The organism is Streptomyces sp. NPDC058671 (assembly GCF_042716475.1).
Taxonomy (GTDB): domain Bacteria; phylum Actinomycetota; class Actinomycetes; order Streptomycetales; family Streptomycetaceae; genus Streptomyces.
In genome coordinates this window covers 419,661-442,876 of sequence record NZ_JBHXSA010000001.1, presented here as the reverse complement: position 1 = coordinate 442,876, position 23,216 = coordinate 419,661, and the positions used below count along the sequence as shown (strand labels likewise).

Below are 23,216 nucleotides of genomic sequence, written 5' to 3'. Positions count from 1 at the left end.
GGAGAGAGAGCGAGGCGGGCAGAGTGGTGGCGGAGCCGAACGGCTCGACAGGTGGTCCGGACGACGTTCCGGAGGACCGGAAGCCGCAGTCGGACGAGGCGCGGAGCGCGTTCGTCCCGCCTGCGGGGGTGGAGCAGCCGTCGCCGCCCGAGGAGGAGCATCCGACCTCCGAGTTCGCTCTTCCCGCGGGGTTCACCGCGGAGCCGCCGGCCGAGCAGGAGGGGTCGGCGTTCGCGACGCCGGCGACCTATTCGGCGAAGAGCTCTCCGCCCGCGTTCACCCCGGCGTACGGGGTGCCCCTGGTGCGGTTGTCGCAGGACGCGCCGTGGCAGGACCGGATGCGGACGATGCTGCGGCTGCCGGTGGGTGAGCGGCCGGTGCCGGAATCGGCGCGCAAGGAGGACGAGGCGGGGCCTTCGGTGCCGCGCGTCCTCGACCTGACCCTGCGTATCGGCGAGCTGCTGCTCGCGGGCGGGGAGGGCGCGGAGGACGTCGAGGCGGCGATGTTCGCGATCTGCCGCTCGTACGGTCTGGACCGGGTCGAGCCGACGGTGACGTTCACTCTGCTGTCCGTCACGTACCAGCCGTCCCTCGTGGACGATCCGATCACGGCGAACCGGACGGTACGGCGCCGGGGGACGGACTACACGCGGCTGGCGGCGGTGTACACGCTGCTGGCCGATCTCAACGCGCGGGCGCACGAGGTGACGACCGAGGAGGCGTACCGGCGGCTCGCGGAGATCCGGCGCAACCGGCATCCGTATCCGGGGTGGGTCCTGACGTCGGCGGCCGGTGTCCTCGCCGGTGCGGCCTCGGTGCTGCTGGGCGGTGGCCTGACGGTGTTCCTCGTGGCCGCGCTCGGCGCGGTGCTGGGGGACCGGCTGGCGTGGCTGTGCGCGGGGCGGGGGCTGCCGGAGTTCTACCAGTTCCTGGTGGCGGCGATGCCGCCGGCGGCGATGGGTGTGCTGCTGACGATGCTGCACGCGGATCTGCGGCCTTCGGCGGTGATCACGGGTGGACTGTTCGCGCTGATTCCGGGGCGGGCGCTCGTGGCGGCCGTGCAGGACGGTCTGACCGGTTTCTACATCACGGCCTCGGCGCGGCTCCTGGAGGTGGCGTACTTCTTCGTCGCGATCGTGGTGGGCGTGCTGTCGGTGCTCTACATCGCCGTGCAGTTCGACGCGCAGCTCAATCCCGAGGGGGCGCTGCGGGCGGTGGAGCGGCCGGTGACGCAGATCCTGGCGTCGATGGTGCTGTGCGCGACCTTCGCGATCCTGTTGCAGCAGTCGCGGGCGACGGTGTTGTTCGCGACGCTGAACGGCGGGGTGGCGTGGGTGATCTACGCGTCGATCGCGGTGACCGCGGAGGGTTCGGCGGTGATGGCGACGGCGGTGGCCGCGGGTCTGGTGGGGCTCTTCGGGCAGTTGATCGCCCGCTACGAGCACACCTCGTCACTGCCGTACGTGACGGCGGCGATCGGGCCGCTGCTGCCCGGTTCCGCCACGTACTTCGGGGTGCTCGCGATCGCGCAGAACAACCTGGACCAGGGCTTCGCCTCCTTGGCGAAGGCGTCGGCCCTGGCCCTGGCGATCGCCATCGGCGTGAACCTGGGGGGCGAGCTGGCCCGTCTCTTCATGCAGGCCCCGGGCGCGGCGGCGGCGCGGCGCGCCGCGAAGCGCACCCGGGGGTTCTGACGTTCCCGCTGGTCGTGTGCGCTGTCTAGCGCTTGGCGTGGCGGCCGCCGCCGCGGGGGGACTGGGGGTTCGGGGCGCCGGGGGCGTCGTGGTCACCGCCGCGGGCCTGCTCCTTCTTGGACTGGGAGCGGGCCCGGAGGAACTCGATCACGATCGGGACGACGGACAGCAGGACGATCCCGATGAGGATCATCTCGATGTGCTTGTGCACGAAGTCGATCTTGCCGAGGGAGGCGCCGAGCAGGGTCACGCCCGCGCCCCACAGCACACCGCCGATGATGTTGAACGTGATGAACGAGCGGTAGTTCATCCGGCTGACGCCCGCGATGATCGGCGTGAACGTCCGCACGATGGGGACGAAGCGGGCCAGGATCAGCGACTTCGGGCCGTGCTTCTCGAAGAACTCGTGGGCCTTCTCGACGTTCTCCTGCTTGAAGAGCCTGGAGTCGGGGCGCTTGAAGAGGGCGGGGCCCACCTTCCGGCCGAAGAGGTAGCCCACCTGGTCGCCGATGATCGCGGCGGCCACCACGAGGGTGCACACCACCCACAGCGGTGTGTCGAGCTTTCCGGTGGTGACGAGCAGGCCGGTGGTGAAGAGAAGGGAGTCGCCGGGCAGGAAGAACCCGATGAGGAGTCCGGACTCGGCGAAGACGATGACCAGGACACCGATCAGACCAAAGGTCTGGATCAGATAATCCGGGTCCAGCCAGCTCGGTCCGAGGGCAAGCGTGTTCACGGGTTCCGGGCTCCTGCGGTCGGTGGGGGCATGGGGGACGGCTGGCCCCAAGCTATCAACGCGAGGCGGATGCGACCGGTTCCACCCGGGGCCCACGGGATGCGGACAGGGGGCCCGGCCCCGAGGCTGGGGGGTCAGGAGGTGTGTGCCGATGGGCATCGAGGAGTACGGAGGCGGTCAGGGACCGCACCCCGACGTGCTGGTCGTGACGACGAACGACGTGCCGGGGTTCGAGGTGCGGCAGGTGATCGGTGAGGTCTTCGGGCTCACCGTCCGGTCCCGTCATCTGGGCAGCCAGATCGGCGCGGGCCTGAAGTCGATGATCGGCGGGGAACTGAGGGGCCTGACGAAGACCCTGGTGCAGACCCGCAACCAGGCGATGGAACGCCTGGTGGAGCAGGCCGGGGCGCGCGGGGCGAACGCCGTGCTGATGTTCCGCTTCGACGTGACGGAGGCGGCGGACGTGGGCACGGAGGTCTGCGCCTACGGCACGGCGGTGGTGATCGCACCGCGGACGTGAGGCGCAACCGGCGGGGCCTCTGGGAGTGTTCTGCGGCATTTGCTCACTTATGGTGGGGCGGTGGCTACCGACCGTGCTCAGCCCACGCCGTCCGCCCCCGCCGACGAGGCCCCGCTGCGGGCCCTCCTGCCGCAGGTACTGCCCGCGGTCCTGGTCGGAGCGGGAGCGAGCCTGCTGTTCCTCGGGATCAGTGCCCTCGCGGAGCAGCTCCAGGGCGTCCTCTGGGACGACCTGCCGGACGCCCTCGGCATCGGCGGCCACTCCTCCCTCTGGATCATCTCCATGCTCACGGCGACCGGGATCGCCGTGGGCCTCGTCGTCTGGAAGGTGCCGGGCCACGCCGGCCCCGACCCCGCCTCCACGGGCCTCGGCGGGGCGCCGCTCGCCCCCGGTGTCGTCCCGGGGCTGCTGCTGGCGAGTGCGCTCGCCCTCACCGGCGGAGTCAGCCTCGGCCCCGAGAACCCGATCATCGCCGCCAACATCGCCCTCGCCTACTGGCTCGGCCGCAGGGCCCGGCCCGCGCTGCCGGGCGCCGCCTGGGTCTCCCTCGCCTCGGCCGCCACGATCGGCGCCCTCTTCGGCACCCCGGTGGCCGCCGCCCTCGTCATCTCCGAGGCCCTGGCCGGGCAGCCGGGCCGCGGCTCCCTCTGGGACCGGCTCTTCGCCCCGCTCGTCGCCGCCGGTACGGGCGCGATGACCACCCAGCTCCTCGCCGAACCCACTTTCGCCCTGGGCCTCCCGCCCCTGACCGACCCCGGCTGGGGCGACCTCCTCGCCGCGCTGGTGATCGCCTCCGCGGCGGCGGTCTTCGGCCTCGGCGCCTGCTACCTGTTCCCCCATGTCCACGCCGTCTTCCAGCGGTTGCGCCACCCCATGCTGATGCTGCCCCTCGGCGGTCTCGTCCTGGGCCTCCTGGGCGCCCTCGGCGGGCCCCTGACGCTCTTCAAGGGCCTGGAGGAGGTCAAGGAGCTCACCTCCTCCATCGGCGGCTGGTCCTCGGGCGAACTGGCCAGGCTCGCCGTGGTCAAACTCCTCGCCCTCCTCGTCGCCGCGTCCTGCGGTTTCAGGGGCGGCCGGATCTTCCCCGCCGTCTTCATCGGCGCCGCCTTCGGACTGCTCGCCCAGGCCCTCGTCCCCGAGGTCCATCCCGCCGTCGCCGTCTCCTCCGCCGTCCTCGGCGTCCTGCTCGCCACCACCCGGCAGGGCTGGATCAGCCTCTTCACCGGCGCCGTCCTCGCCAGCTCCCCCGCGATGCTCGCCCTGCTCTGCCTCGCCTCCCTCCCCGCCTGGCTGATCGTCACCGGCCGCCCCCAGCTCGAACTCGACGGACACGGCCACGCCCTGCGCTGACCCCCCTTCCCCCGACCGACCTCCCCCCACCGGACAGAAGGAGTCCCCCATGCCGCTCCACCAGGACCCCCAGGCCTCCGCTCCCCAGCCCGAACGCCGACTCGCGCTCAACCCCTTCTTCGGAGAGGCCGACCCGGTCGGAGGCATGACCGAGGCGCCGCCCCTCCACCGGCTGCCCGACGGACCCCTGCCCCCGGCGAGCGCCTACCAGCTCGTCCACGACGAGCTGATGCTCGACGGCAACTCACGGCTCAACCTCGCCACCTTCGTCACCACCTGGATGGAGCCCCAGGCCGGCGTGCTGATGGCCGAGTGCCGCGACAAGAACATGATCGACAAGGACGAGTACCCGCGCACCGCCGAGCTGGAGCGCCGCTGCGTGGCCATGCTCGCGGACCTGTGGAACGCCCCCGACCCGGGCACCGCCGTCGGCTGCTCCACCACCGGCTCCAGCGAGGCCTGCATGCTCGCCGGCATGGCCCTCAAGCGCCGCTGGACCAAGCGGAACGCCGACCGCTATCCGGGCGCGGCCCGTCCCAACCTGGTGATGGGCATCAACGTCCAGGTCTGCTGGGAGAAGTTCTGCACCTTCTGGGAGGTCGAGCCCCGCCTCGTCCCCATGGACGGCGACCGCTTCCACCTCGACGCCGAATCCGCCGCCGCGCTCTGCGACGAGAACACCATCGGGGTCGTCGCCGTCCTCGGCTCGACCTTCGACGGCTCCTACGAACCGGTCGCCGAGATCTGCGCCGCGCTGGACGCGCTCCAGGAACGCACAGGTCTCGACATCCCCGTCCACGTCGACGGCGCCTCCGGCGCCATGGTCGCCCCCTTCCTCGACGACGACCTGGTGTGGGACTTCCGGCTGCCCCGCGTCTCCTCCATCAACACCTCCGGTCACAAGTACGGCCTGGTCTACCCGGGCGTCGGCTGGGCCCTGTGGCGCTCCCCCGCCGAACTCCCCGAGGAGCTCGTCTTCCGCGTCAACTACCTGGGCGGCGACATGCCCACCTTCGCCCTCAACTTCTCCCGTCCCGGCGCCCAGGTCGTCGCGCAGTACTACACCTTCCTGAGGCTCGGCCGGGCGGGCTACCGGGCGGTGCAGCAGACGTCCCGCCAGATCGCCCGTGGCCTCGCCGAACGCATCGAGGCCACGGGCGACTTCCGGCTCCTCACGCGCGGCGACCAACTGCCCGTCTTCGCCTTCACCACCGCCCCCGACGTCACGTCCTTCGACGTCTTCGACGTGTCCCGACGGCTGCGGGAAAGGGGCTGGCTGGTACCCGCCTACACCTTCCCCGCCCACCGCGAGGACCTGTCCGTCCTCCGCGTGGTCTGCCGCAACGGATTCTCGGCCGACCTGGCGGGCCTCCTCGTCGACGACCTGAACCGGCTGCTGCCCGAACTGCGCCGCCAGTCCCACCCGTTCACCCGGGACAAGGGCGCCGCCACCTCCTTCCACCACTGAGAGACCTCCGAACCCCGGGAAGCGCCGAAACCGCGGAGCACCCTGGAACCGCGGGAGCCCTTGGCCCCACTGGCCCCACTGGCGCGGCTGGCACCACTGGCACCACCGACGCCACCGACGCCACCGACGCCACCGACGAGCCCTAGGACTCGCTCCCCTCGCAGGCCAGCCGGAACTCCGACCACCGCACCCCGTCCGCCGTCAGCTCGTATCCGCAGCGCGAGCCCTCGCGCAACAGACCCAGCGGGGTGCGGCGGACGAAGGACGCACCCGTGTCCAGGAGGGTGAAGCGACGCCCGCCGTCCCGGCTCACGTACCCGCCGCGCTCCCCGGCGATCTCGACCCGGCCACCGGGGCCGGGCACCGGCACCCCGAGGAGCGAACGGGGCTCCGCCTCCGGTCCCGTCGTCCACGTCCTCTCCCATGTCCTGCCTCCGTCCAGGGAGCGGTGCAGGGCCCGCAGGGGGTTCTTGGCGGGCCCGCCGCCCGTCAACTCGCCCAGCTCCGCCGCGTACACGGCGTCCCGCCCGACCACGACCGCGATCCCCCGTCCCGGCGTCGTCGCCGTGCTCGGCAGCCGGCTCACCGTCCAGCTCCGGCCCCCGTCCCGGGAGACGGCGACCGCAGCCCGCCCGGAGAGCGGGTCCACCCCCGAGACCCACCAGGAACCGTCGGGCTCCGGCTGCGCCGCGGGTCCCGGATTCGCCCCGAGGAGCGGCTCCCGGACGAGCGCCCTGCGCCGGCCGCCCTCCGGGGAGACCACCACCAGCCGCCTCCGCGCGCACTCGTCGGGACCGGCCCCGGCCGGTTCGGCACAGTCCGTGGTGAGCACCGCGTCCGCCGGTATCTCCGGGACGCGCCCGACCGTCCGCCGGTCGACGGCGCGCCAGCTCCGGCCCCCGTCCCGGGTGAACCAGGCCTTCTCCGGCCGGTCGCCGCCCCCGTCCGTGATCAGCGCCCGGCCGGGCCCGAGGGCCAGCAGGTCCGCCGAGACGCCGTCGGTCCCGTGTGTCCGGGGCAGCGGCGACCGCCGCAGCACCCATCGGCCCGCCCCGGCGTCCCGCACGGCCACGTGCTGCCGGCAGAAGCCGCTCTCCGGGTCAGCGGCGACGCCCACGCACTCGGCGAGCAGCGCGAACCCGCTGCCGTCCCGCGCGAAGCCCGGACTGTGCGCCCAGCCGGGCAGCCCCGGCGCGGACGGTATCCGTGGCGGGGAGCCGTACGTCCCCCTGGCCCGTGCGGCCGGGCTCCCCGGGGCGCCGTCCGCCTCCGGCGCTCCCGGTCCCGAGGGCGCAGAGGCTCCCGACCCGGATGCCGCTGCCGCACCCGACCCCGGTGCCGCCCCCGCACCCGACGCCGATCCCGCACCCGCACCCGCACCGGCACCCGACCCCGTACACCCCGTCAGTACCGCCGACACCACCACCAGCGCCACGACGGCGCCGGCCACTCCCCCGAGCCTGCGCATCGCTCGTCCCCCGTCCTCCCTCGGGCAGTTCGCGGTGAACCGCTGCTGTGAATACACCGCTCACCGCCCCCGGGTTCCCCCTTCCGCGCAGGCACTTCCCGAGCCGCTACTCCCGGCCCGCCCCCCGACCCACAGGCCCCGGCCCCCGCGCCCCCGACCCGCTACCTCCCGAGCCTTCCGAACTTCCGTACCGCGAGGGGGAAGAAGACCGCGAGCAGCACCAGCGGCCACACCACGGCCGCCCCGATGTGCCCCGGCTCGCCGCCCGGGTTGCCGAAGAGGTCACGGACCGCCGTCGCGGTCGCCGACATCGGGTTCCACTCCACGAACGTGCCGAGCCAGCCCGGCATCGAGTCGGGCGACGCGAAGGCGTTGGAGAGGAAGCCGACGGGCCAGACCAGGATCTGCACCGCCTGCACCAGCTCGGCGCGCCCCGCGACCAGGGCGAGGAAGATCCCGATCCACAGCATCGCGAAGCGCAGCAGAAGCAGCAGCCCCAGGGCCCCCAGGGTGCTCCCGAGGCCGCCGTCGGCCCGCCAGCCGATCGCGTACCCGACGCCGACCATCACGAACAGTCCCACCGTCGACTGGAGCATGTCGGCGGCGGCCCGCCCCACGAGTACCGCTCCGTCGCTCATCGGCATCGAACGGAACCGGTCGATCACGCCCTTGTTCAGGTCCTGCGTCACCGCCGTCATGGTGCCTTCGAGGCCGAACACCATGGTCAGGGTGAGCATCCCGGGCACCAGGAAGTCGACGTAGTCGCCGTCGACGCTCCGTCCGCCGCCCACCAGATAGCCGAACATCAGCAGCATCATCACCGGGAACACGAGCCCCACCAGGACCTGCACCGGCTGCCGCGCCCAGTGGGCCAGTTCCCGGCGGGTCATCGTCCAGCAGTCGCTCATCACGTACGCCGCGCTCATGCCGCCACCTCCTTCTCGCGGCCCGCCCCGGGGGCCGCCTCGCCCGATGTCAGGTGCAGGAAGACCTCGTCCAGCGTCGGCCGCCGCAGCGCGATGTCCTCCGCCTCGATCCCCGCCGCCCCGAGCGCCCTCACCGTCTCGGTGAGCGAGGCCATCCGGTCCGCGACCGGCACGCTGAGCCGCCGCCGGTCCGCGTCGACGGTCACCTCGGATCGCGCGGCGGGCAGCAGGGCCGCCGCCTCGTCGAGCCGCGCCCCGTCCCGTACGACCACGTCGATGCGGTCCATGCCGACCCGGGTCTTGAGCTCGTCGGCCGTGCCGTCCGCCACGACGCGGCCCTGGTCCACGACCGAGATCCGGTCGGCGAGCCGGTCGGCCTCCTCCAGGTACTGCGTGGTGAGGAGCACCGTGGTGCCCCCGCCGACCAGGGAGCGCACCGACTCCCAGACCTCGCCGCGGCCCCGTGGATCCAGTCCGGTCGTCGGTTCGTCGAGGAACAGCACCTCGGGCTCCGTGATCAGCGAGGCGGCCAGGTCGAGCCGCCGCCGCATGCCGCCGCTGAACTGCTTGACCGGCTTGCGGCCGGTGTCGGTGAGGCCGAAGCGCTCCAGGAGCTCGTCGGCCCGTACCCCGGCGCGGTGCGCGCCGAGGTGGTGGAGCCTGCCGAACATCTCCAGGTTCTGCCGGCCGCCCAGCTCCTCGTCGAGGGCCGCGTGCTGCCCGAGCAGCCCGATCCGCCGCCGTACCTCCCTGGCCTCCGTGCGGACGTCGTGCCCCGCCACCCGCACCAGGCCCTCGTCGTGACGCAGGAGCGTGGCCAGGATCCGTACCGTCGTGGTCTTGCCCGCGCCGTTGGGGCCGAGCAGACCGTGGACGGTGCCGCGCCCGACGGTCAGGTCGAGGCCGGCCAGGGCGTCCTTCTCGCCGTACCGCTTGCGTGCGCCTTCCACGAGGATCGCGTCCGCCGTCATGTCGATTCCTCCAGAAATATTCGTAGTCAAATTTGACCACTCACCGCCGACGGAGGAAGCTATGCCCTCGCGGCGATTTAGTCAAACTTGATTAGCAGCCCTGGCCGCCACGCCTCGGCTCAGGTCGCGAAGGGGTTCTCCTGCCCCTCGGCGAGCACGCCCACGAAGGGCTCCCCCTCGCCCGCGAAGACGTACGCCCCGCCCTCGATCCGCTCGATGAGGCCGAGCGTCCACTCCTTGCCGGCGTCGGCCGAATGGACCCACATGTGCATGATCTCCCCGATGTGGCCGAGCTGACCGGGGCCGCCCTCCGGGGTGTAGTACTCGGTGACCGCCGCCCGCCACTCGTCGAGCGCCCGCACCCGCCGCCGCAGCAGCTCCGCCGCCTCCTGACGGGGAAGGTCCACGATGAAGCCGATGCCCGCCGAGAGGACGTCCATCTTCTGGTCGTACGTGGTCAGCGCCTCGCGCAGCAGCGCGAAGTACTCCTCCGTACCGCGGTCCGTCAGCTCGTACTCGACGCGCGGCGGCCCGCCGACGGCGCTCGGCGCCACCTCGTGCGCGTGCAGCAGTCCCTGCTTCGCCATCTGCTTCAGCGCGTGGTAGATCGAACCGGGCTTGGCATGGGACCACTCGTGCGCGCCCCAGAACTCCAGGTCGTTGCGCACCTGGTAGCCGTGGGCGCGGCCGTGCTGCTTCACCGCGCCCAGGACGAGAAGACGGATCGCCGACATCCCACGTACCTCCTAGTCAATTTTGACCAGGGTACGCGCGGGGGGCGGCCGGGGCTCAGCCCCGGCCCTGCTCCGCCGCGATGAGTTCGAAGGAGCCCTTGCCGTCCAGGGACTCCCGGATGATGTCCGCGTGCCCGGCGTGCCGGCCCGCCTCCTGGACCAGGTGGAGCAGCATCCAGCGGATCGAGACCCGCCCGTCCTCCGGGAACCAGGGCGCCTCGGGGAGGGGGAAGGTGTCGTCCAGGCTGGGCACGGACCGGACGAACTCCTCGGTCTCCTTCGCCACACCCGCCCAGAAGTCGACGATCTCCTGGATCGTCTCCCCGCCCACGAGCCGGAAGCCGTCGCCCCAGGTCTCCTGGGTGCGCTGCCTCTCGTTCGGCGCCTGCTGGGCCAGCCGGAGCCAGTTCAGCTCGACCTCGGCGACGTGCTTGAGCAGGCCGGAGAGGCTGAGCTCGCTGGCGCTGGGGCGACTCGCCGCCTGCTCCTCGGTGAGCCCGAGGAGGGAGCGGCGGATCGCGGCGCGCTGGGCCTCGACGAAGTTCAGGAGCGCGCCGCGCTCGTCGCCGTGGGTCTCCGTGGGAACAAGAGTCACCATGGTGTCCGCCTTCCGTAGGTCCGCATCGGTGTCGGTGTCGGTGCCGGTCTCCGTGGACCTTCTCGACACCGACCACGCTACGGAGGCTTGCGGACAACTACGGTCCGCAAGGGGGTCAGAAGGGGAAACGGCTCCGTCCGTGCTGGATCGAGATCCACTTCTGGGTGGTGAAGCTCTCGACCATCGCCTCACCGTTGAGCCGCCCGACGCCCGAGTGCTTCTCGCCGCCGAAGGGCACGATCGGCTCGTCGTGCACGGTGCCGTCGTTGATGTGGATCATGCCGGTGTGGATGCGCTTGGCGATCCGTACACCCCGTTCGACGTCCCCGGTGTGGACGGCGCCGCTGAGCCCGTACGGGGTGTCGTTGGCGATCCGTACGGCCTCCTCCTCACCGTCGAACGGGACGATCAGGGCGACCGGGCCGAAGATCTCCTGGCCGAGGACCGGGGCGTCGGGGGCGAAGCCGGTGAGGACGGACGGGGAGACGAGGTTGCCGTCCACCGTGCCGTGCAGCAGCGCCGTCGCGCCGGCCGCCACCGTCTGGTCGACGAGCGAGGAGACGGCCTCCGCCTGCTGGGAGTTGATGAGCGGACCGATGTGGGTGGCGGGGTCGGCCGGGTCGCCGACGCGCAGGGTCTTCACCTTGGCGACGAACTTCTCGGTGAACTCCTGCTCCAGGGTGCGGTCCACCAGGATGCGGTTGGCCGCCATGCAGACCTGGCCCTGGTGCACGAAGCGACTGAAGACGGCCGCGTCCACGGCGTAGTCGACGTCGGCGTCGTCGAGGACGATCAGGGCGCTGTTGCCGCCGAGTTCGAGGACGGCGTGCTTGAAGTTCTGCGCGCAGACCGTGGCGACGTGGCGGCCGACCTTGTCGGAGCCGGTGAAGGAGATGACCTTCGGGATCGGGTGGGTCAGGAGCGCGTCGCCGATCTCGGCGATGTCGGTCACAACGACGTTCAGCAGGCCGGCGGGCAGGCCGGCCTCCTCCAGGACCTTGGCGACGAGGGTGCCGCCGCAGATCGGGGTGTTCTGGTGCGGCTTGAGGACGACCGCGTTGCCGAGCGCGAGCGCGGGCGCGACCGACTTGATCGAGAGGAGGAAGGGGAAGTTGAAGGGCGAGATGACGCCGACGACGCCGACCGGGAGGCGGTAGACGCGGTTCTCCTTGCCGTCGACCGGGGACGGCAGGATGCGGCCCTCGGGGCGCAGCGCCAGCTGCACCGCCTCGCGCAGGAACTCCTTGGCGAGGTGCAGCTCGAAGGCGGCCTTGAGGCGGGTGCCGCCGAGCTCGGCGATGATCGTCTCGGCGATCTCGTCCTCGCGGTCCTCGACGATCCTGAGGGCGCGCTCGAAGACGAGCCGGCGCGTGTACGGGTTGGTCTCGGCCCACGCGGCCTGGGCGCGCTCGGCGGCCCGGTAGGCGCGGTCGACCTCGCCGGCGGTGGCCACGGTGATCGACGCGAGCTTCTCCCCCGTGTAGGGGTTGAAGTCGATGATGTCCCAGGAGCCGCTGCCGGGCTTCCACTCGCCGTCGATGTACTGGTGGGCCAGGTCGGTGAAGTGCGACATGGAACGAGACCCCTCTACCCGCTCGACCTCTGCACGGATGACAGAAGTGACGTCGGAACTGATGTCACGTCATCGTACTGATGTGTCAGGAGAGTTGAAGGAGTCCCCGGAGAAGATCACGACTTTCGGCCGGATCCGGTCCGTCCGCCTGGAGTCGCTCCATCACCCGCTGGTACTGGGCGACCTCCTCGGCCTTGTCGAGGTAGAGGGCGCTGGTGAGTTGCTCCAGGTAGACGATGTCGGAGAGGTCGGACTCGGGGAAGCGCAGCATCGTGAAGGCGCCGCTCTCGCCGGCGTGGCCGCCGAAGCTGAAGGGCATGATCTGGAGGGTGACGCCCGGGTGCTCGGAGACCTCGATGAGGTGCCTCAACTGGCCCCGCATGACGGACCGGTCGCCGTAGGGCCGGCGAAGGGCGGCCTCGTCGAGGACCGCGTGGAACTGCGGGGCGCGCTCGGAGACGAGGACCTTCTGCCGTTCGAGACGCAGGGCGACCCGCCGGTCGATCTCGGCGGCCGAGGCGCCCGGCATGCCTCGGGTGACGACGGCCTGGGCGTACGCCTCGGTCTGCAGCAGGCCGTGGACGAACTGCACCTCGTAGACGCGGATGTGGGAGGCAGCGCCCTCCAGACCGATGTACGTCTGGAACCATCCGGGCAGGACGTCGCCGAAGCTGTGCCACCAGCCGGCGACGTTGGCCTCCCGGGCGAGCCCGAGGAGCGCGCCCCGCTCGGCCTCGTCACCGACCCCGTACAGCGTGAGCAGATCCTCGACGTCCCTGGCCTTGAAGCTCACCCGTCCCAACTCCATGCGACTGATCTTGGATTCGGACGCGCGGATGGAATAGCCGGCCGCCTCGCGGGTGATCCCGCGCGACTCGCGCAACCGCCTCAGCTGTGAGCCCAGCAGGATGCGCCGCACCACACTCCCGCTCGCCCCGCCCGATTCGCCTGCGGTCACGGCTCCCAGCCTCCCCTTACGGTGTCGAGCCCCCGTCGAGCCCCGGATTCTGCCACCAAACGCTTCAGCGCGTACACATGCGATTACGGAAAGGCGGCGAGATCCGGGCAGTCGCGGGCACTCCGCACCCACTTCGCGGAAAGTTCCCCTCAACGAGTGGACGACTTATCCCCAGATTCAGCACGTGAACGGACAGGTCCGGCGCGTGCACGTGCATCTGCCCTTGCATCCAGTGGGCGCATTCGGAACCATGGGGCCCGCGCAGCCGCGTACTCGTTCGTGTTGTCGTGTTGTCGCACCACAGTCGCGATTCCCGGGAGTGCCTCGCATGGGGACCAATGGATCGACCGTGCTCGAGCCGTTACGGCAGGGCCTTCCGCCGATCGATCCCGGCGCCGTCTCCACCTCCGCCTCCTGCGCGCTGCCCGCGCGGTACGAAGCCGTGCGGGGGGCCCGGAAGTTCACCAGCGCGACCCTGGACCGCTGGGAGCTGTCCGAGCGCTTCGACGACGTGGCCCTGGTCGTCTCCGAGCTCGTCACCAACGCGCTCCGCCACGCGGTACCCGCCGACGCGTCCCAGGACGAAGGCCAGATCCCACCGGTTCGGCTGCACCTGATGCGCTGGTCCTCACGCCTGGTGTGCGCCGTGCGCGACCCCAGCCAGGAGAGCCCGGAGGCGCGCGACGGCGAGGAGGACTTCGCCGCCGAGTCGGGCCGCGGGCTGTTCCTGGTGGACTCGTTCAGCGACAGCTGGGGGTGGCACCCGCTCGCCGGCACGCTGCGGGGCAAGGTGGTGTGGGCGCTGTTCCGGGTCGGTCCGGAGTAGCTCCCACGGACCGGCACAGGGACGCGGGAGCAGCTCCCACAGGCCGGCGCAGGGACGCGGTACGTACGAGAAGGGCCCCGGCGCGTGCGCCGGGGCCCTTCTCCTGTGCGTGACCGTCCCCGGCCTCACACCAGGTGGTCGAACTCCCCGTCCTTCACGCCCAGCAGGAGCGCCTGTATCTCCGCGGGCGTGTAGACGAGCGCGGGACCCTCGGGGTGGCGCGAGTTGCGTACGGCGACGTTTCCCCCCGGCAGTTTGGCGAACTCCACGCAGGATCCCTGGGAGTTGCTGTGCCGGCTCTTCTGCCACACGACGCCTCGCAGCTCCGTGGCCGCCATGCCGTTGTACGCGCGATGCGCATGATGCACTGGTAGCTCCCCGAGTTGCTTGATGCACGTGTCAACTTCCTCGGATCATAGCTGTGTTCATATGCCCCTGCATGAGCAGATGCACGTGCACGGGGGGTGGCGTAGCGGCTACGCGACTCAGCGTGCCACCAGCGAGTATGCCGGAATCGACCGCGGTACGACGTCAGGCTTTCCCGGCGGCGACCGCTCGGCCCCGTGCGCTCAGCGCTCCTCCCTGAAGTCGACGTGCCGCCGGGCGATCGGGTCGAACTTGCGCAGGGTCAGACGGTCGGGGTCGTTGCGGCGGTTCTTGCGGGTGACGTAGGTGAATCCGGTGCCGGCGGTGGACCGGAGCTTGATGACGGGGCGAAGTTCGTTGCGGGCCATGGTGTGTAGAGTAAATGAAAACGGTTCCCATTTCCAATACTCTGACGGAGAGGTAGGTCACCCATGTCCGCCCACTGCCAGCTGACCGGAGCGCGCCCCGGATTCGGCAACCGGATCTCGCACTCCCACCGGCGCACCTCACGCCGCTTCGACCCCAACATCCAGCAGAAGCGCTACTGGCTGCCCGGCGAGGGCCGGTACGTCCGGCTCACCCTCAGCGCCCGCGCGATCAGGACCGTCGACACGATCGGCGTCGAGGCCGCCGTCGCCCGCATCCGGGCACGTGGGGTGAAGGTCTGATGGCCAAGCGCAGCAAGATCGCACGCAACGAGCGCCGGAAGACGGTCGTGGCGCGGTACGCCCGGCGGCGGGCGGAGCTGAAGGAGATCATCCGCCGCCCCGGCACCCCCGCCGACGAACGCGAGGCGGCGGTGCGCGAGCTGAACCGGCAGCCGCGGGACGCCAGCGCCACCCGCGTCCGCAACCGGGACGCCGTGGACGGCCGGCCCCGCGGACATCTGCGGAAGTTCGGCCTCTCCAGGATCCGGGTCAGGGGGCAGGCGCACGCCGGGTACCTGCCGGGCGTACGGAAGGCTTCGTGGTGAGGGCCTGATCGTGGGGAGCCGGGCACCCCGGGGCGCAGCGGCCGGCGGCGGCGACCCTCTCGGGCCCGGCCGGTCAAAGCGCCGGGAGCTCAACGTGCCCGCGTGGAGGCCATCAGGGACGTCGTCACCTCGTCGAGGGCCTCCAGGAGCAGCGCGGCACCCTTGTGCAGCAGGAAGTGGTCCGGCGGGTCGGCCGACCAGGTGTCCAGCGTCTCGCGCAGGGCGTCCCAGCGCGGTTCCCCGCCCTCCCGTACCTCCCTCGCGCCCCGTTCCGTAGCCCGGCGCAGGCACTCCGCGAGGGCAGCGGCGGCCGGCAGGGGCGGGGCGCCGCGCTCCGGCAGGTGCGCCTCCAGGAGCATCGCCACCCGCCCGAACTCCGCGAGCGCGTGGTCGGCCTGCTCCGCCGCCGCGTGCGAGAGGCCCCGGTGCCGTACCGGTTCGTGCGTCGCCCGCTCCACCGCCTCCTGCCAGGCCACCCGGGCCGCGCGGGTGTTCAGGAGCGCCTCCCGTACGTCGGGGCTGCCGGTCCCCGCCGGGTCGGCGTACCGCGCCGTGACGACGGCCGCGTACGCCCCGACCGACTCCAGCCAGTCCGCGAGACGGCCACGCAGCCGGGGCGTCTCCCAGGCCGGGTAGACGGCGTACGCCAGCATCGCGAGGAGCCCGCCGAGCAGGGTCAGCGTCACCCGGTCCCGCACGGTCTGGGTCAGGCCCGCGCCCTCCATGCCGAGCAGGAACACCACGTACGCGGCGACGAAGACCTGACCGGCCGCGTACCCCGTGCGCATCAGCAGGTACATCCCGAAGGCGCACACCACGGCGAGCCCGGCCGACAGGTACGGGCCCGGGTGCGCAGACCGTACGACCGCCGTCGCCAGGGCCACCCCGACCAGGGTGCCGCCGAACCGCGCCACCGAGCGCGCGTACGTCTGCGAGAAGTCCGGGCGCATGACCATTACGGAGGCCATCGGCGCCCAGTAGCCGTGCCCGAACGGGAGCACCCCGCCCAGGAGGTAGCCGGTGGCCGTGACCGCCGAGACGCGGACCGCGTGGCGCAGGACCGGGGAGTCTCGGCGGAGTTCGGCCCGCACCTCGGCCGCGACGACCGGCGCCAGACGGACGAGCGGGGGGCGGGCGCGCGTCGGGCGGGCGGGACCGCGCCCCGGGGGGCCGGTGGTCTCCGGCCTCGGCTCCGCCGTCTCGACGACGTCGCCGAGCAGTGCGGCGAGCCGGACGGCGGCGCGGCGGGACGGACCGGTGAGGATCGCGCCGGTGTCCGGGGTGCGGAGGGCGGCGACGGCGGGCGCGGGGATGGCGACCGGTTCGCCGTGCCGGATCGCGTGCGCGGCGGCGTCCAGGACCGCGCCCGCCGCCGCGAGCAGCTCCCGCACCCGGGCCCGCTCCGGGCCCTCCTCCGGCACGCCGACGGCGGGGTCGGCGAGGGAGGCGAGGACCGGACGAATGCGTTCCGCGAGGCCTCGGGCCCCGTGCAGTTCCGCCGGGCGGCGGCGGGCCTGGCCCGGCGTCACGGCGGCGGCGCTGCGGGCGGTCATCAGCGGGAGGGGGTCGAACGGGGCCACGGGGTCGTGGCGGAGCCGGCGGGCGTAGTCCGCCTCCGCGGCGAGCGCGTCCGCGAGGGCGTCGCGCTGGGGGCCCCAGCGGCGGACCGGGAGGACGACGACCAGGGCGGCCTGGACGACACCGCCCGCGAAGATCATGGCCGCGTGACCCGCGGCGGTGGCGACGGAGGTGGGCAGGGTGACCGTGACCAGCATCATCGCCACGTTGGACGAGGCGATGATCCCGGCGGTCGGGCCGGCGGCCCAGGCGAGCCCGGACAGGAACGTCCACAGGAGCAGCAGGGCGAGGAAGAGGGCGCCGTGGGCGCCCGTGAGATAGCCGAAGAAGGTCGAGAGGGCGAGGCTGGCGCCGGAGGCGAGGGCGAGGGTGGGGCGGGGGCGCCAGGAGCGCTGGAAGGTGGCGATGGCCGCCTGGAAGGCGCCGAAGGCGGACGAGACGGCGACGGCGGGGCCGAAGAGCGCGAGCGAGAAGCCCATGACGAGGGCGAGACCGAGGGCGGCGCGGGCGGCGACCAGGGGGTCGAGCCGCTGCCGCTCGACGGTGAGCCCGGAGCGGGCGGTCTCCTTCAGGGCCCGGAGCCAGCTCATGGCCCGAGGGTATCCGCGATCAGGTCATACGCGGCCATTTCACCCCGTACCGCCAGGGGGCGGGGCCGCACCTCACGTGCGCCCCGCTCGGCCCGCGTACGCCCTGCCAGGCCCTACGCCCCGCTTCGGCCCGCCTACGCGCCGCCGTCCCGTACGTCCCGTACGTCCCGCCCGGCCCCGAGCTCCGCTCAACCCCCCACGCCCCGCCGTCCCGGGTGCAGGCCCGCTCTGTCCGCCGCCGTCTCGCCGTGTGTCCAGCCCGCCTCGTCCCAGGCCGCGCGGACCCGGGTCGTCCGCGTCTCCGGGAAGAGTTCGTCCGTGCGGGTGGTGACCGCGAGGTCGCGGGAGGCGAGGGCCGGGAGGAGCGTCGGGGCCTCCGCCGCCACCCGGCGGGACGTCGCCGACAGCCGGGCGCCCAACCGGTTCGCGTACGCCAGCAGGAACGACTGCCGGAACGACTTCGTACGCTTGCGCCCGCCGGCCCGCTGCTCCGCCTCCGCCCGCGTCATCGCCGCCGTCCCCTGCACGAGCAGCGACGTGTACAGCAGCTCCACCGGATCGAGGTCCCCCTCGAAGCCGATCACCGTCGAGAAGGCGTACGCCTCGTTCCACACCGCCCGGCAGTGGTTCGCCGTCGCCACCGCGTCGAGCAGGATCGCCTTCGCCTGCTCGTACGGCGCCTCCACCCCGATCCTGATCGCCCCCGGTGTCTCCGGTGACGGCGCGCCCGCCGCGAGCGTCGCCTCGTCCAAACTGTGCCGCGCCATCAGCTCCTGCGCCTTGGCGGTCAGCGCCTCCGCCTCCTCCGGGTACCCCGTCGCCTCCGCCTTCGCGAGCAGCGCCCTGATCCGCGAGAGCATCCGGGGCTCCCCGGCCACCGCGGGCGGCAGCGCCTCCCCGGGGACCGGCCCGACCGCGTCCAGGCGCGGCAGCCGGACCAGGAGCCGGTACAGCTCCAGGACGGTCGTCACGTACGAGAAGCGGTCCGTCGGCCGGCCGGGGGTGGCGTCCAGCTCGTCGAGCTGAGCCCGCCAGCGGCGCGGCAGCGTCCCGTACCGCTCGGTCTCGGACCGGATCAGCCCGGTGAGGACCCGGAGGTGCTCGTCCGCCAGGTCCCGGCGGGCGATGCGGACCAGGTCGGCGGGCTGCCAGCCCCGCGTCCACAGCGTCCGGACGAACTCCTCGCCACGGCGTGCCAGTTCCGCGTCGGCGGACCGGTCGGCGGCCAGCAGCGACGCGGCCGTGTCGAGCGACCCGTCATCGCGCGCGTAGAGCGCCTCGAAGGCCTTGTCGATGGTGGTGCCGGTGCCGGAGCTCACGCCGTGCCCCTCGTATCGGTGCGGGTGCCGCTGGAGCCGTGCGTACCCCTCGTGGTGCCGAGGCCCCGCCCGCCCCCGGCGGCCCTCGTGTCCCTCACGTCCCACTCCTCCCGTGACCGGGCGATCACCGCCCGGTGGTCGAGCGACCAGTCGACGAGCTGCTTGATCAGGTGGGTCATGCTGTGGCCGGTCTCCGTCAGCGCGTACTCCACCTGCGGCGGTGTCGTCGGGTAGACCGTGCGCGAGACGAGGCCGTCCCGTTCGAGGCGGCGCAGGGTCAGGGTCAGCATCCGCTGCGAGACCCCGGTGACCAGCCGCTGGAGTTCCCTGAACCGGCGCGGTCCCGACGCGAGTTCGACGACCACGTGCACGGTCCACTTGTCGCCGAGCCGGTCCTGGACGTCCCGTACCCCGCACTCCTCCGCGCAGCTCACCAGGGGTTCGGTGGTTACCTCCGTGTGCCCCTCGGACATCGATGTGCCTCCTTACGCGATCTTCCCCGTCCCCCCACGATGGTCTCAGCCATCTCGACCCCTGGGGGAGAACATGCTGCTCGTCACCGGTGTATCCGGCGCTCTCGGCTCGCTCGTCGCGGAACGGCTCGACGGCCGGGACGACGTCGTCCTCGGTACGCGCGCGGGGCTGCCCGGCACCCGGCGCCTCGACTTCGACGCGCCCGAGACCCTGCCGGAGGCCTTCGCCGGGGTGGACACGCTGCTGCTGATCTCCGCCGGTCACGGCGAGGACGACACGGTCGTCGCCCGGCACGGGGCCGCGATCTCGGCCGCCGAGCGGGCGGGCGTCCGGCACGTCGTGTACACGAGCCTCTCCGGCGACGGCGACCACCTCACGTACGCGCTCGCGCACCGCTGGACCGAGCGGCGACTGCGGCGCTCCACCACCCTCGACTGGACGATCCTCCGCAACGGCCTCTACGCCGAGTTCCTCACCCGGATCGCCGCGCCCGACGCCGACCACCGGATCACCGGCCCCCTCGGCGACGGCCGCCTCGCCGCCGTCGCCCGCGCGGACCTCGCCGACATCGCCGTCTCCGTGGCGACGGACCCGGCCTCCCACCGGAACCGGGTGTACGAGCTCGTCGGCGAGCGTCCCCTCGGCGGCGCCGACCTCGCGAAGGCCCTGGGTGCCACGTACGCCCCCGGCACGCTCGCGGACGCCCGCGCCGCCGTCGCCGCCTCCGGGGCCGTGCCCTTCCAGGTGCCGATGCTGGCGAGCACGTACTCGGCGATCGCCCACGGCTTCCTGGACGGTACGGGGGTCGAGAGCGACCTGCGGGCGCTGCTCGGCGGTCGCGAACCCCTCGACGCGCTCGACGTGTTCGTGCGGGCGGTACGCGAGGGGTAGGGCCAGGCATACCTCCAGGACGCCCGGCAGTGGTCGTGATCGGCGGCGGCGCAAACGGTTCGCTTGAGCCATGACGCCGACGACCACCGCCACCACCCCTGCCGATGCCGACAGGGCCTCACCCGCCGTACGGCTCCGGGGGCTCACCCGGCACCACCGGGACGTCCGCGCCCTCGACGGCGTCGACCTCGACTTTGACGCCGGGACCTTCACCGCCGTCATGGGCCCGTCCGGCTCCGGCAAGTCCACTCTGCTCCAGTGCGCGGCCGGGCTCGACCGGCCCACCGCCGGGCGGGTGGAGGTCGGCGGCACCGCCCTCGAAGGGCTGAGCGAGCGGCGCCTGACCCTGCTGCGGCGGGACCGGATCGGTTTCGTCTTCCAGTCCTTCAACCTGCTGCCCTCCCTGACGGCCGCGCAGAACGTGGCCCTCCCCCTCCGGCTCGCGGGCCGTCGCCCGTCCCGCACCGAGGTACGGGAGGCGCTGGCCCGCGTCGGGCTCGCGGGGCGGGAACGGCACCGGCCCGGGGAGCTCTCCGGTGGCCAGCAGCAACGGGTCGCCCTCGCGCGCGCGTTGATCACCAGCCCGGCCGTCCTCTTCGGCGACGAACCGACCGGTGCGCTCGACTCGACGACGAGCCGCGAGGTGCTCGACATGCTGCGGGAGCTGGTCGACCGGGACGGGCAGACGTTCGTCATGGTCACCCACGACCCGGTGGCGGCGACCCGCGCGGACCGGGTGGTCTTCCTGGTGGACGGACGCGTGGCGGGGGAACTGCGGGCCCCGACGGTGGAGACGGTCGCGGCGCGGATGACGACCTTGAAGACGGAGACGGAGACGGAGACGGTGGTACGGGTCGAGGCGGCGTGCGCCCCCACCGCCCCCACCGCCCACGCCGACGCCGCCCCCGGGAGGCCCTCGTGCTGACCGTCGTCCTGTCCGGGCTCCGTGCCCGGTGGGCCTCCTTCGTCGGTGGGTTCGTCGCCCTCGCCCTCGGTGTCGGGCTGCTCGCGACGATGGGGCTCGGCCTGTCCGCCACCTTCGACCCGCCCGAGCGTTCTCCCCAGCGGTTCGCCTCCTCGCCCGTCGTCGTGCAGGGTCAGGACCGGCTGACGCTCGACGTGCGGCGCGGTCCCGGGACCGGCTCCGTGACGCATCGCCTCGACCGTCCACAGCCTGTGGACAGAGAACTGCTGCGCGAACTCCGCGCCCGCTGGACCGTCACGTTGCCCAAGCCGGGGTCGGAGCCCGGGTCCGGGTCGGAGTCCGGGTCCGGGTGGGAGCCCGGGGCCGGGTCCGGGTCCGGGGCCGGGTCGGAGTCCGGGTCTGCCTCCCCCGCCTCCGGCCGCCCCGACGCCGTCGGCGTCGACGCCCCGGCCGCCGAGGTCCGGGCTCTCGTCGGCGACCGCGCCCGTGTCCTCACCGGCGGCGAGCGGCGGCAGGCCGACCCCGGACCCGAGCGGGACGCCGACGCGCTCGTCGGCCTCAACGCCCTCCTCGGCACCTCCGGCGGCGTCACCGCCTTCGTCTCCGTCTTCGTCGTCGCCTCCACGTTCGCCTTCGCCGTGGCGCTGCGCCGCCGCGAGTTCGGGCTGCTCAGGACAGCGGGAGCCACCCCCGGACAGATCAGGCGGCTCCTCCTCGCCGAGGCCACGGCGCTGGGCGTCCTCGCCTCGGGGGCCGGTTGCGCGCTCGGCGCCCTGGGCGCGCCCCTGCTGGCGCGGACCCTCGTCGACGGCGGCCTCGCACCCGAGTGGTTCACGGTCGGCGAGCCCGTCTGGCCCTTCCACGTCGCCTTCTGGACGGGCCTGACGGTCGCCGTCGCCGGGGCCGTCGCCGCGTCCCGGCGCGCCGGGAGGATCGGGCCGACGGCCGCGCTCCGCGAGTCGGACGTCGACGCCGGTGCCCTGCCGCTCGGCCGCGCCCTGCTCGGCACGGGACTGTTGCTCTCGGGCCTCGGGCTCCTCGCCTGGACGTGCGTCACGGACCCCTCCGCGCTGCTCAAGCGGAAGACGTACACAACCCTTCCGATGCTCCTGATCACCGGTGTCGCCCTGCTCTCCCCGCTGTTCGTCCGGCCAATGGCCCGGCTGCTGCGGCTGCGGGGCGCGGTGGGGACGTTGGTACGGGAGAACAGCGCGGCCTCCGTGCGCCGTACCGCAGCCGTCGCCGCTCCCGTCCTGGTGACCGTGGCGCTCGCCGGGACGCTCTTCGGCTCGGCGACGAGCATCACGCGGACGAAGGGGGTGGAGGCACGGGAGCAGACGGCCGCCGAGTACGTCGTGGCCGGCGCGAACCTGCGGCCCGTGGCGGCGCCGCCCGGATCGGTCGTGTCCGCAACGGGGGCGACCTCCGTGTTCGTACGGGACGGGGCCGAGGCCGTCGTCAGGTACGGGGCGCGGGCGGTCGACGCCCCTGTGGCCTTCGCCGAACTGGCGCGGCTGCCCCTGGTCGCCGGTGACCTGCGGGACCTCGACGACCGGTCGATCGTGGTCAACGAGGAGTTCGAACGGCGCCGGGTGGGCGAGAGCGTCGAGGTCTGGCGCGCGGACGGGAGCGGCCCGGTACGGCTGCGGGTGGTGGCCGTCCTCGCCCCGGGCACCGGCGACAACGGCCCGTACGTCACCCGGGCGAACGCCCCCGGCTCCGCCCCCGACCGGATCGAGGCACGCGGCGGCGGTGCGGCCACCGTCCGGGCCCTGGAGGCCGGCGGCGGCACCGTCAGGACCGCCGACGGGTGGGCCGACGCCGAGCACCGGGCGGGCGACTCCCCGCAGAAACGGCTCGGCATGCTCCTCGTCCTCGGCATCGCCCTCGTCTACACGGTGATCGGCCTGGCCAACACCCTGCTCATGGCGACCTCCGTACGCGGCGGGGAACTGTCCTCGCTGCGGCTCGCCGGGGCCACCCGGGCCCAGATCCTGCGAGTGGTGACGGGCGAGGCGACGCTCGCCGTCGCGATCGGCACCGTCCTCGGCCTCGCGGTGACCGCCCTCGTCCTGGGCACCCTGGGCGTGGGCCTGGCCGCCCTCTCGGCCCCGGTGGCCCTGGCCCTTCCGTGGGCCACGGTCGGCGCGGCGGCGGGCGTGTGCGCGACGGTCGCGGTCGCCGCGTCGGCCCTCCCCGCGTGGCGCCTGACGCGCTGAACGGCGAAGGTGGACGGACGGGGCGGTGGCCGGGGTCGGAGCCGGGCCACCGCCCCACC

Annotated in this window: 22 protein-coding genes and 1 pseudogene; 10 read left to right on the top strand and 13 right to left on the bottom strand. The window is 73.0% G+C overall.

Annotated elements, in window-relative coordinates; all coding sequences use genetic code 11:
- Window positions 1–23: 23 nt before the first annotated feature.
- Window positions 24–1,694: a threonine/serine exporter ThrE family protein gene (locus ACFWV2_RS01995; protein WP_384400210.1), complete on the top strand. Its 1,671-nt coding sequence runs from the start codon at window positions 24–26 to the stop codon at window positions 1,692–1,694.
- A gap of 25 nt (window positions 1,695–1,719) precedes the next feature.
- Here the strand turns inward: ACFWV2_RS01995 and ACFWV2_RS01990 are convergent, their stop codons facing one another.
- A complete protein-coding gene (locus ACFWV2_RS01990; RefSeq protein ID WP_384400207.1) occupies window positions 1,720–2,430 on the bottom strand; it encodes a DedA family protein in 711 nt (236 codons plus the stop codon).
- A gap of 151 nt (window positions 2,431–2,581) precedes the next feature.
- Here ACFWV2_RS01990 and ACFWV2_RS01985 point away from each other — a divergent pair, with 151 nt between their 5' ends.
- The 3 genes from ACFWV2_RS01985 to ACFWV2_RS01975 are packed head-to-tail and all read left to right on the top strand — an operon-like array spanning window position 2,582 to window position 5,768.
- The gene (locus ACFWV2_RS01985) at window positions 2,582–2,950 is read left to right on the top strand and encodes a YbjQ family protein (RefSeq protein ID WP_384400204.1); all 369 of its coding nucleotides are present in this window, start codon (window positions 2,582–2,584) and stop codon (window positions 2,948–2,950) included.
- Window positions 2,951–3,010: 60 nt separating this feature from the next.
- Window positions 3,011–4,300 carry an ion channel protein gene (locus tag ACFWV2_RS01980; protein WP_384400201.1) on the top strand — a complete coding sequence of 430 codons (1,290 nt, stop codon included), beginning with the start codon at window positions 3,011–3,013 and terminating at the stop codon, window positions 4,298–4,300.
- A gap of 49 nt (window positions 4,301–4,349) precedes the next feature.
- A complete protein-coding gene (locus ACFWV2_RS01975; RefSeq protein WP_384400198.1) occupies window positions 4,350–5,768 on the top strand; it encodes a glutamate decarboxylase in 1,419 nt (472 codons plus the stop codon).
- Between the two features lie 142 nt (window positions 5,769–5,910).
- On the opposite strand, the gene ACFWV2_RS01970 is transcribed toward ACFWV2_RS01975, so the two are convergent.
- The 7 genes from ACFWV2_RS01970 to ACFWV2_RS01940 all read right to left on the bottom strand — a co-directional run bounded on the left by ACFWV2_RS01970 (window position 5,911) and on the right by ACFWV2_RS01940 (window position 12,996).
- Window positions 5,911–6,885 carry a WD40/YVTN/BNR-like repeat-containing protein gene (locus ACFWV2_RS01970; RefSeq protein ID WP_384400195.1) on the bottom strand — a complete coding sequence of 325 codons (975 nt, stop codon included), beginning with the start codon at window positions 6,883–6,885 and terminating at the stop codon, window positions 5,911–5,913.
- A gap of 512 nt (window positions 6,886–7,397) precedes the next feature.
- Window positions 7,398–8,162 (bottom strand): ABC transporter permease, encoded by a 765-nt coding sequence (locus ACFWV2_RS01965; protein ID WP_384400192.1) that lies wholly within the window; start codon window positions 8,160–8,162, stop codon window positions 7,398–7,400.
- Window positions 8,159–9,133, bottom strand: a complete 975-nt coding sequence (locus ACFWV2_RS01960; protein WP_384400189.1) for an ATP-binding cassette domain-containing protein — start codon at window positions 9,131–9,133, stop codon at window positions 8,159–8,161. The genes ACFWV2_RS01965 and ACFWV2_RS01960 overlap by 4 nt, the downstream gene beginning before the upstream one ends.
- A 119-nt stretch (window positions 9,134–9,252) precedes the next feature.
- The gene (locus ACFWV2_RS01955) at window positions 9,253–9,867 is read right to left on the bottom strand and encodes a PadR family transcriptional regulator (RefSeq protein WP_384400186.1); all 615 of its coding nucleotides are present in this window, start codon (window positions 9,865–9,867) and stop codon (window positions 9,253–9,255) included.
- 55 nt (window positions 9,868–9,922) lie between these two features.
- Window positions 9,923–10,465 (bottom strand): DinB family protein, encoded by a 543-nt coding sequence (locus tag ACFWV2_RS01950; RefSeq protein ID WP_384400183.1) that lies wholly within the window; start codon window positions 10,463–10,465, stop codon window positions 9,923–9,925.
- Window positions 10,466–10,580: 115 nt separating this feature from the next.
- Entirely contained in the window at window positions 10,581–12,038 is a 1,458-nt protein-coding gene (locus ACFWV2_RS01945; RefSeq protein ID WP_384400180.1) for an aldehyde dehydrogenase family protein, read from the bottom strand.
- Window positions 12,039–12,123: 85 nt separating this feature from the next.
- On the bottom strand, window positions 12,124–12,996 hold the full coding sequence (locus ACFWV2_RS01940; RefSeq protein WP_384400177.1) for a helix-turn-helix domain-containing protein: 873 nt from the start codon (window positions 12,994–12,996) through the stop codon (window positions 12,124–12,126).
- Between the two features lie 328 nt (window positions 12,997–13,324).
- Between ACFWV2_RS01940 and ACFWV2_RS01935 the strand changes: the two genes are divergently transcribed.
- Window positions 13,325–13,822: an ATP-binding protein gene (locus ACFWV2_RS01935; protein WP_384400174.1), complete on the top strand. Its 498-nt coding sequence runs from the start codon at window positions 13,325–13,327 to the stop codon at window positions 13,820–13,822.
- A 125-nt stretch (window positions 13,823–13,947) separates the two neighbouring features.
- Here ACFWV2_RS01935 and ACFWV2_RS01930 read toward each other — a convergent pair whose 3' ends face one another.
- Together ACFWV2_RS01930 and rpmG are read right to left on the bottom strand one after the other, a co-directional pair.
- The gene (locus ACFWV2_RS01930) at window positions 13,948–14,160 is read right to left on the bottom strand and encodes a DUF397 domain-containing protein (RefSeq protein ID WP_360795675.1); all 213 of its coding nucleotides are present in this window, start codon (window positions 14,158–14,160) and stop codon (window positions 13,948–13,950) included.
- Between the two features lie 231 nt (window positions 14,161–14,391).
- Window positions 14,392–14,556, bottom strand: a complete 165-nt coding sequence (rpmG, locus tag ACFWV2_RS01925; protein ID WP_073810990.1) for a 50S ribosomal protein L33 — start codon at window positions 14,554–14,556, stop codon at window positions 14,392–14,394.
- Between the two features lie 63 nt (window positions 14,557–14,619).
- On the opposite strand from rpmG, the gene rpmB reads away from it, so the two are divergent.
- Together rpmB and rpsN are read left to right on the top strand one after the other, a co-directional pair.
- On the top strand, window positions 14,620–14,856 hold the full coding sequence (gene rpmB, locus ACFWV2_RS01920) for a 50S ribosomal protein L28 (protein ID WP_073810993.1): 237 nt from the start codon (window positions 14,620–14,622) through the stop codon (window positions 14,854–14,856).
- Window positions 14,856–15,161 carry a 30S ribosomal protein S14 gene (gene rpsN, locus ACFWV2_RS01915; protein WP_384400170.1) on the top strand — a complete coding sequence of 102 codons (306 nt, stop codon included), beginning with the start codon at window positions 14,856–14,858 and terminating at the stop codon, window positions 15,159–15,161. Before rpmB ends, rpsN begins: the two co-directional genes overlap by 1 nt.
- 89 nt (window positions 15,162–15,250) lie before the next feature.
- Here the strand turns inward: rpsN and ACFWV2_RS01910 are convergent, their stop codons facing one another.
- The 3 genes and pseudogenes from ACFWV2_RS01910 to ACFWV2_RS01900 form a co-directional block, all read right to left on the bottom strand.
- Window positions 15,251–17,329, bottom strand: a complete 2,079-nt coding sequence (locus ACFWV2_RS01910) for an FUSC family protein (protein WP_384400167.1) — start codon at window positions 17,327–17,329, stop codon at window positions 15,251–15,253.
- Between the two features lie 188 nt (window positions 17,330–17,517).
- Window positions 17,518–18,648: a DUF2786 domain-containing protein gene (locus ACFWV2_RS01905; protein ID WP_384400164.1), complete on the bottom strand. Its 1,131-nt coding sequence runs from the start codon at window positions 18,646–18,648 to the stop codon at window positions 17,518–17,520.
- Window positions 18,649–18,746: 98 nt separating this feature from the next.
- Window positions 18,747–19,121, bottom strand: a pseudogene (locus tag ACFWV2_RS01900) (winged helix-turn-helix transcriptional regulator); the annotation flags it as partial.
- Window positions 19,122–19,194: 73 nt separating this feature from the next.
- Between ACFWV2_RS01900 and ACFWV2_RS01895 the strand changes: the two are divergent.
- The 3 genes from ACFWV2_RS01895 to ACFWV2_RS01885 all read left to right on the top strand — a co-directional run bounded on the left by ACFWV2_RS01895 (window position 19,195) and on the right by ACFWV2_RS01885 (window position 23,157).
- A complete protein-coding gene (locus tag ACFWV2_RS01895; RefSeq protein ID WP_384400161.1) occupies window positions 19,195–20,013 on the top strand; it encodes an NAD(P)H-binding protein in 819 nt (272 codons plus the stop codon).
- 70 nt (window positions 20,014–20,083) lie between these two features.
- Entirely contained in the window at window positions 20,084–20,938 is an 855-nt protein-coding gene (locus tag ACFWV2_RS01890; protein ID WP_384400158.1) for an ABC transporter ATP-binding protein, read from the top strand.
- A complete protein-coding gene (locus ACFWV2_RS01885; protein ID WP_384400155.1) occupies window positions 20,932–23,157 on the top strand; it encodes an ABC transporter permease in 2,226 nt (741 codons plus the stop codon). The genes ACFWV2_RS01890 and ACFWV2_RS01885 overlap by 7 nt, the downstream gene beginning before the upstream one ends.
- Window positions 23,158–23,216: the final 59 nt, after the last annotated feature.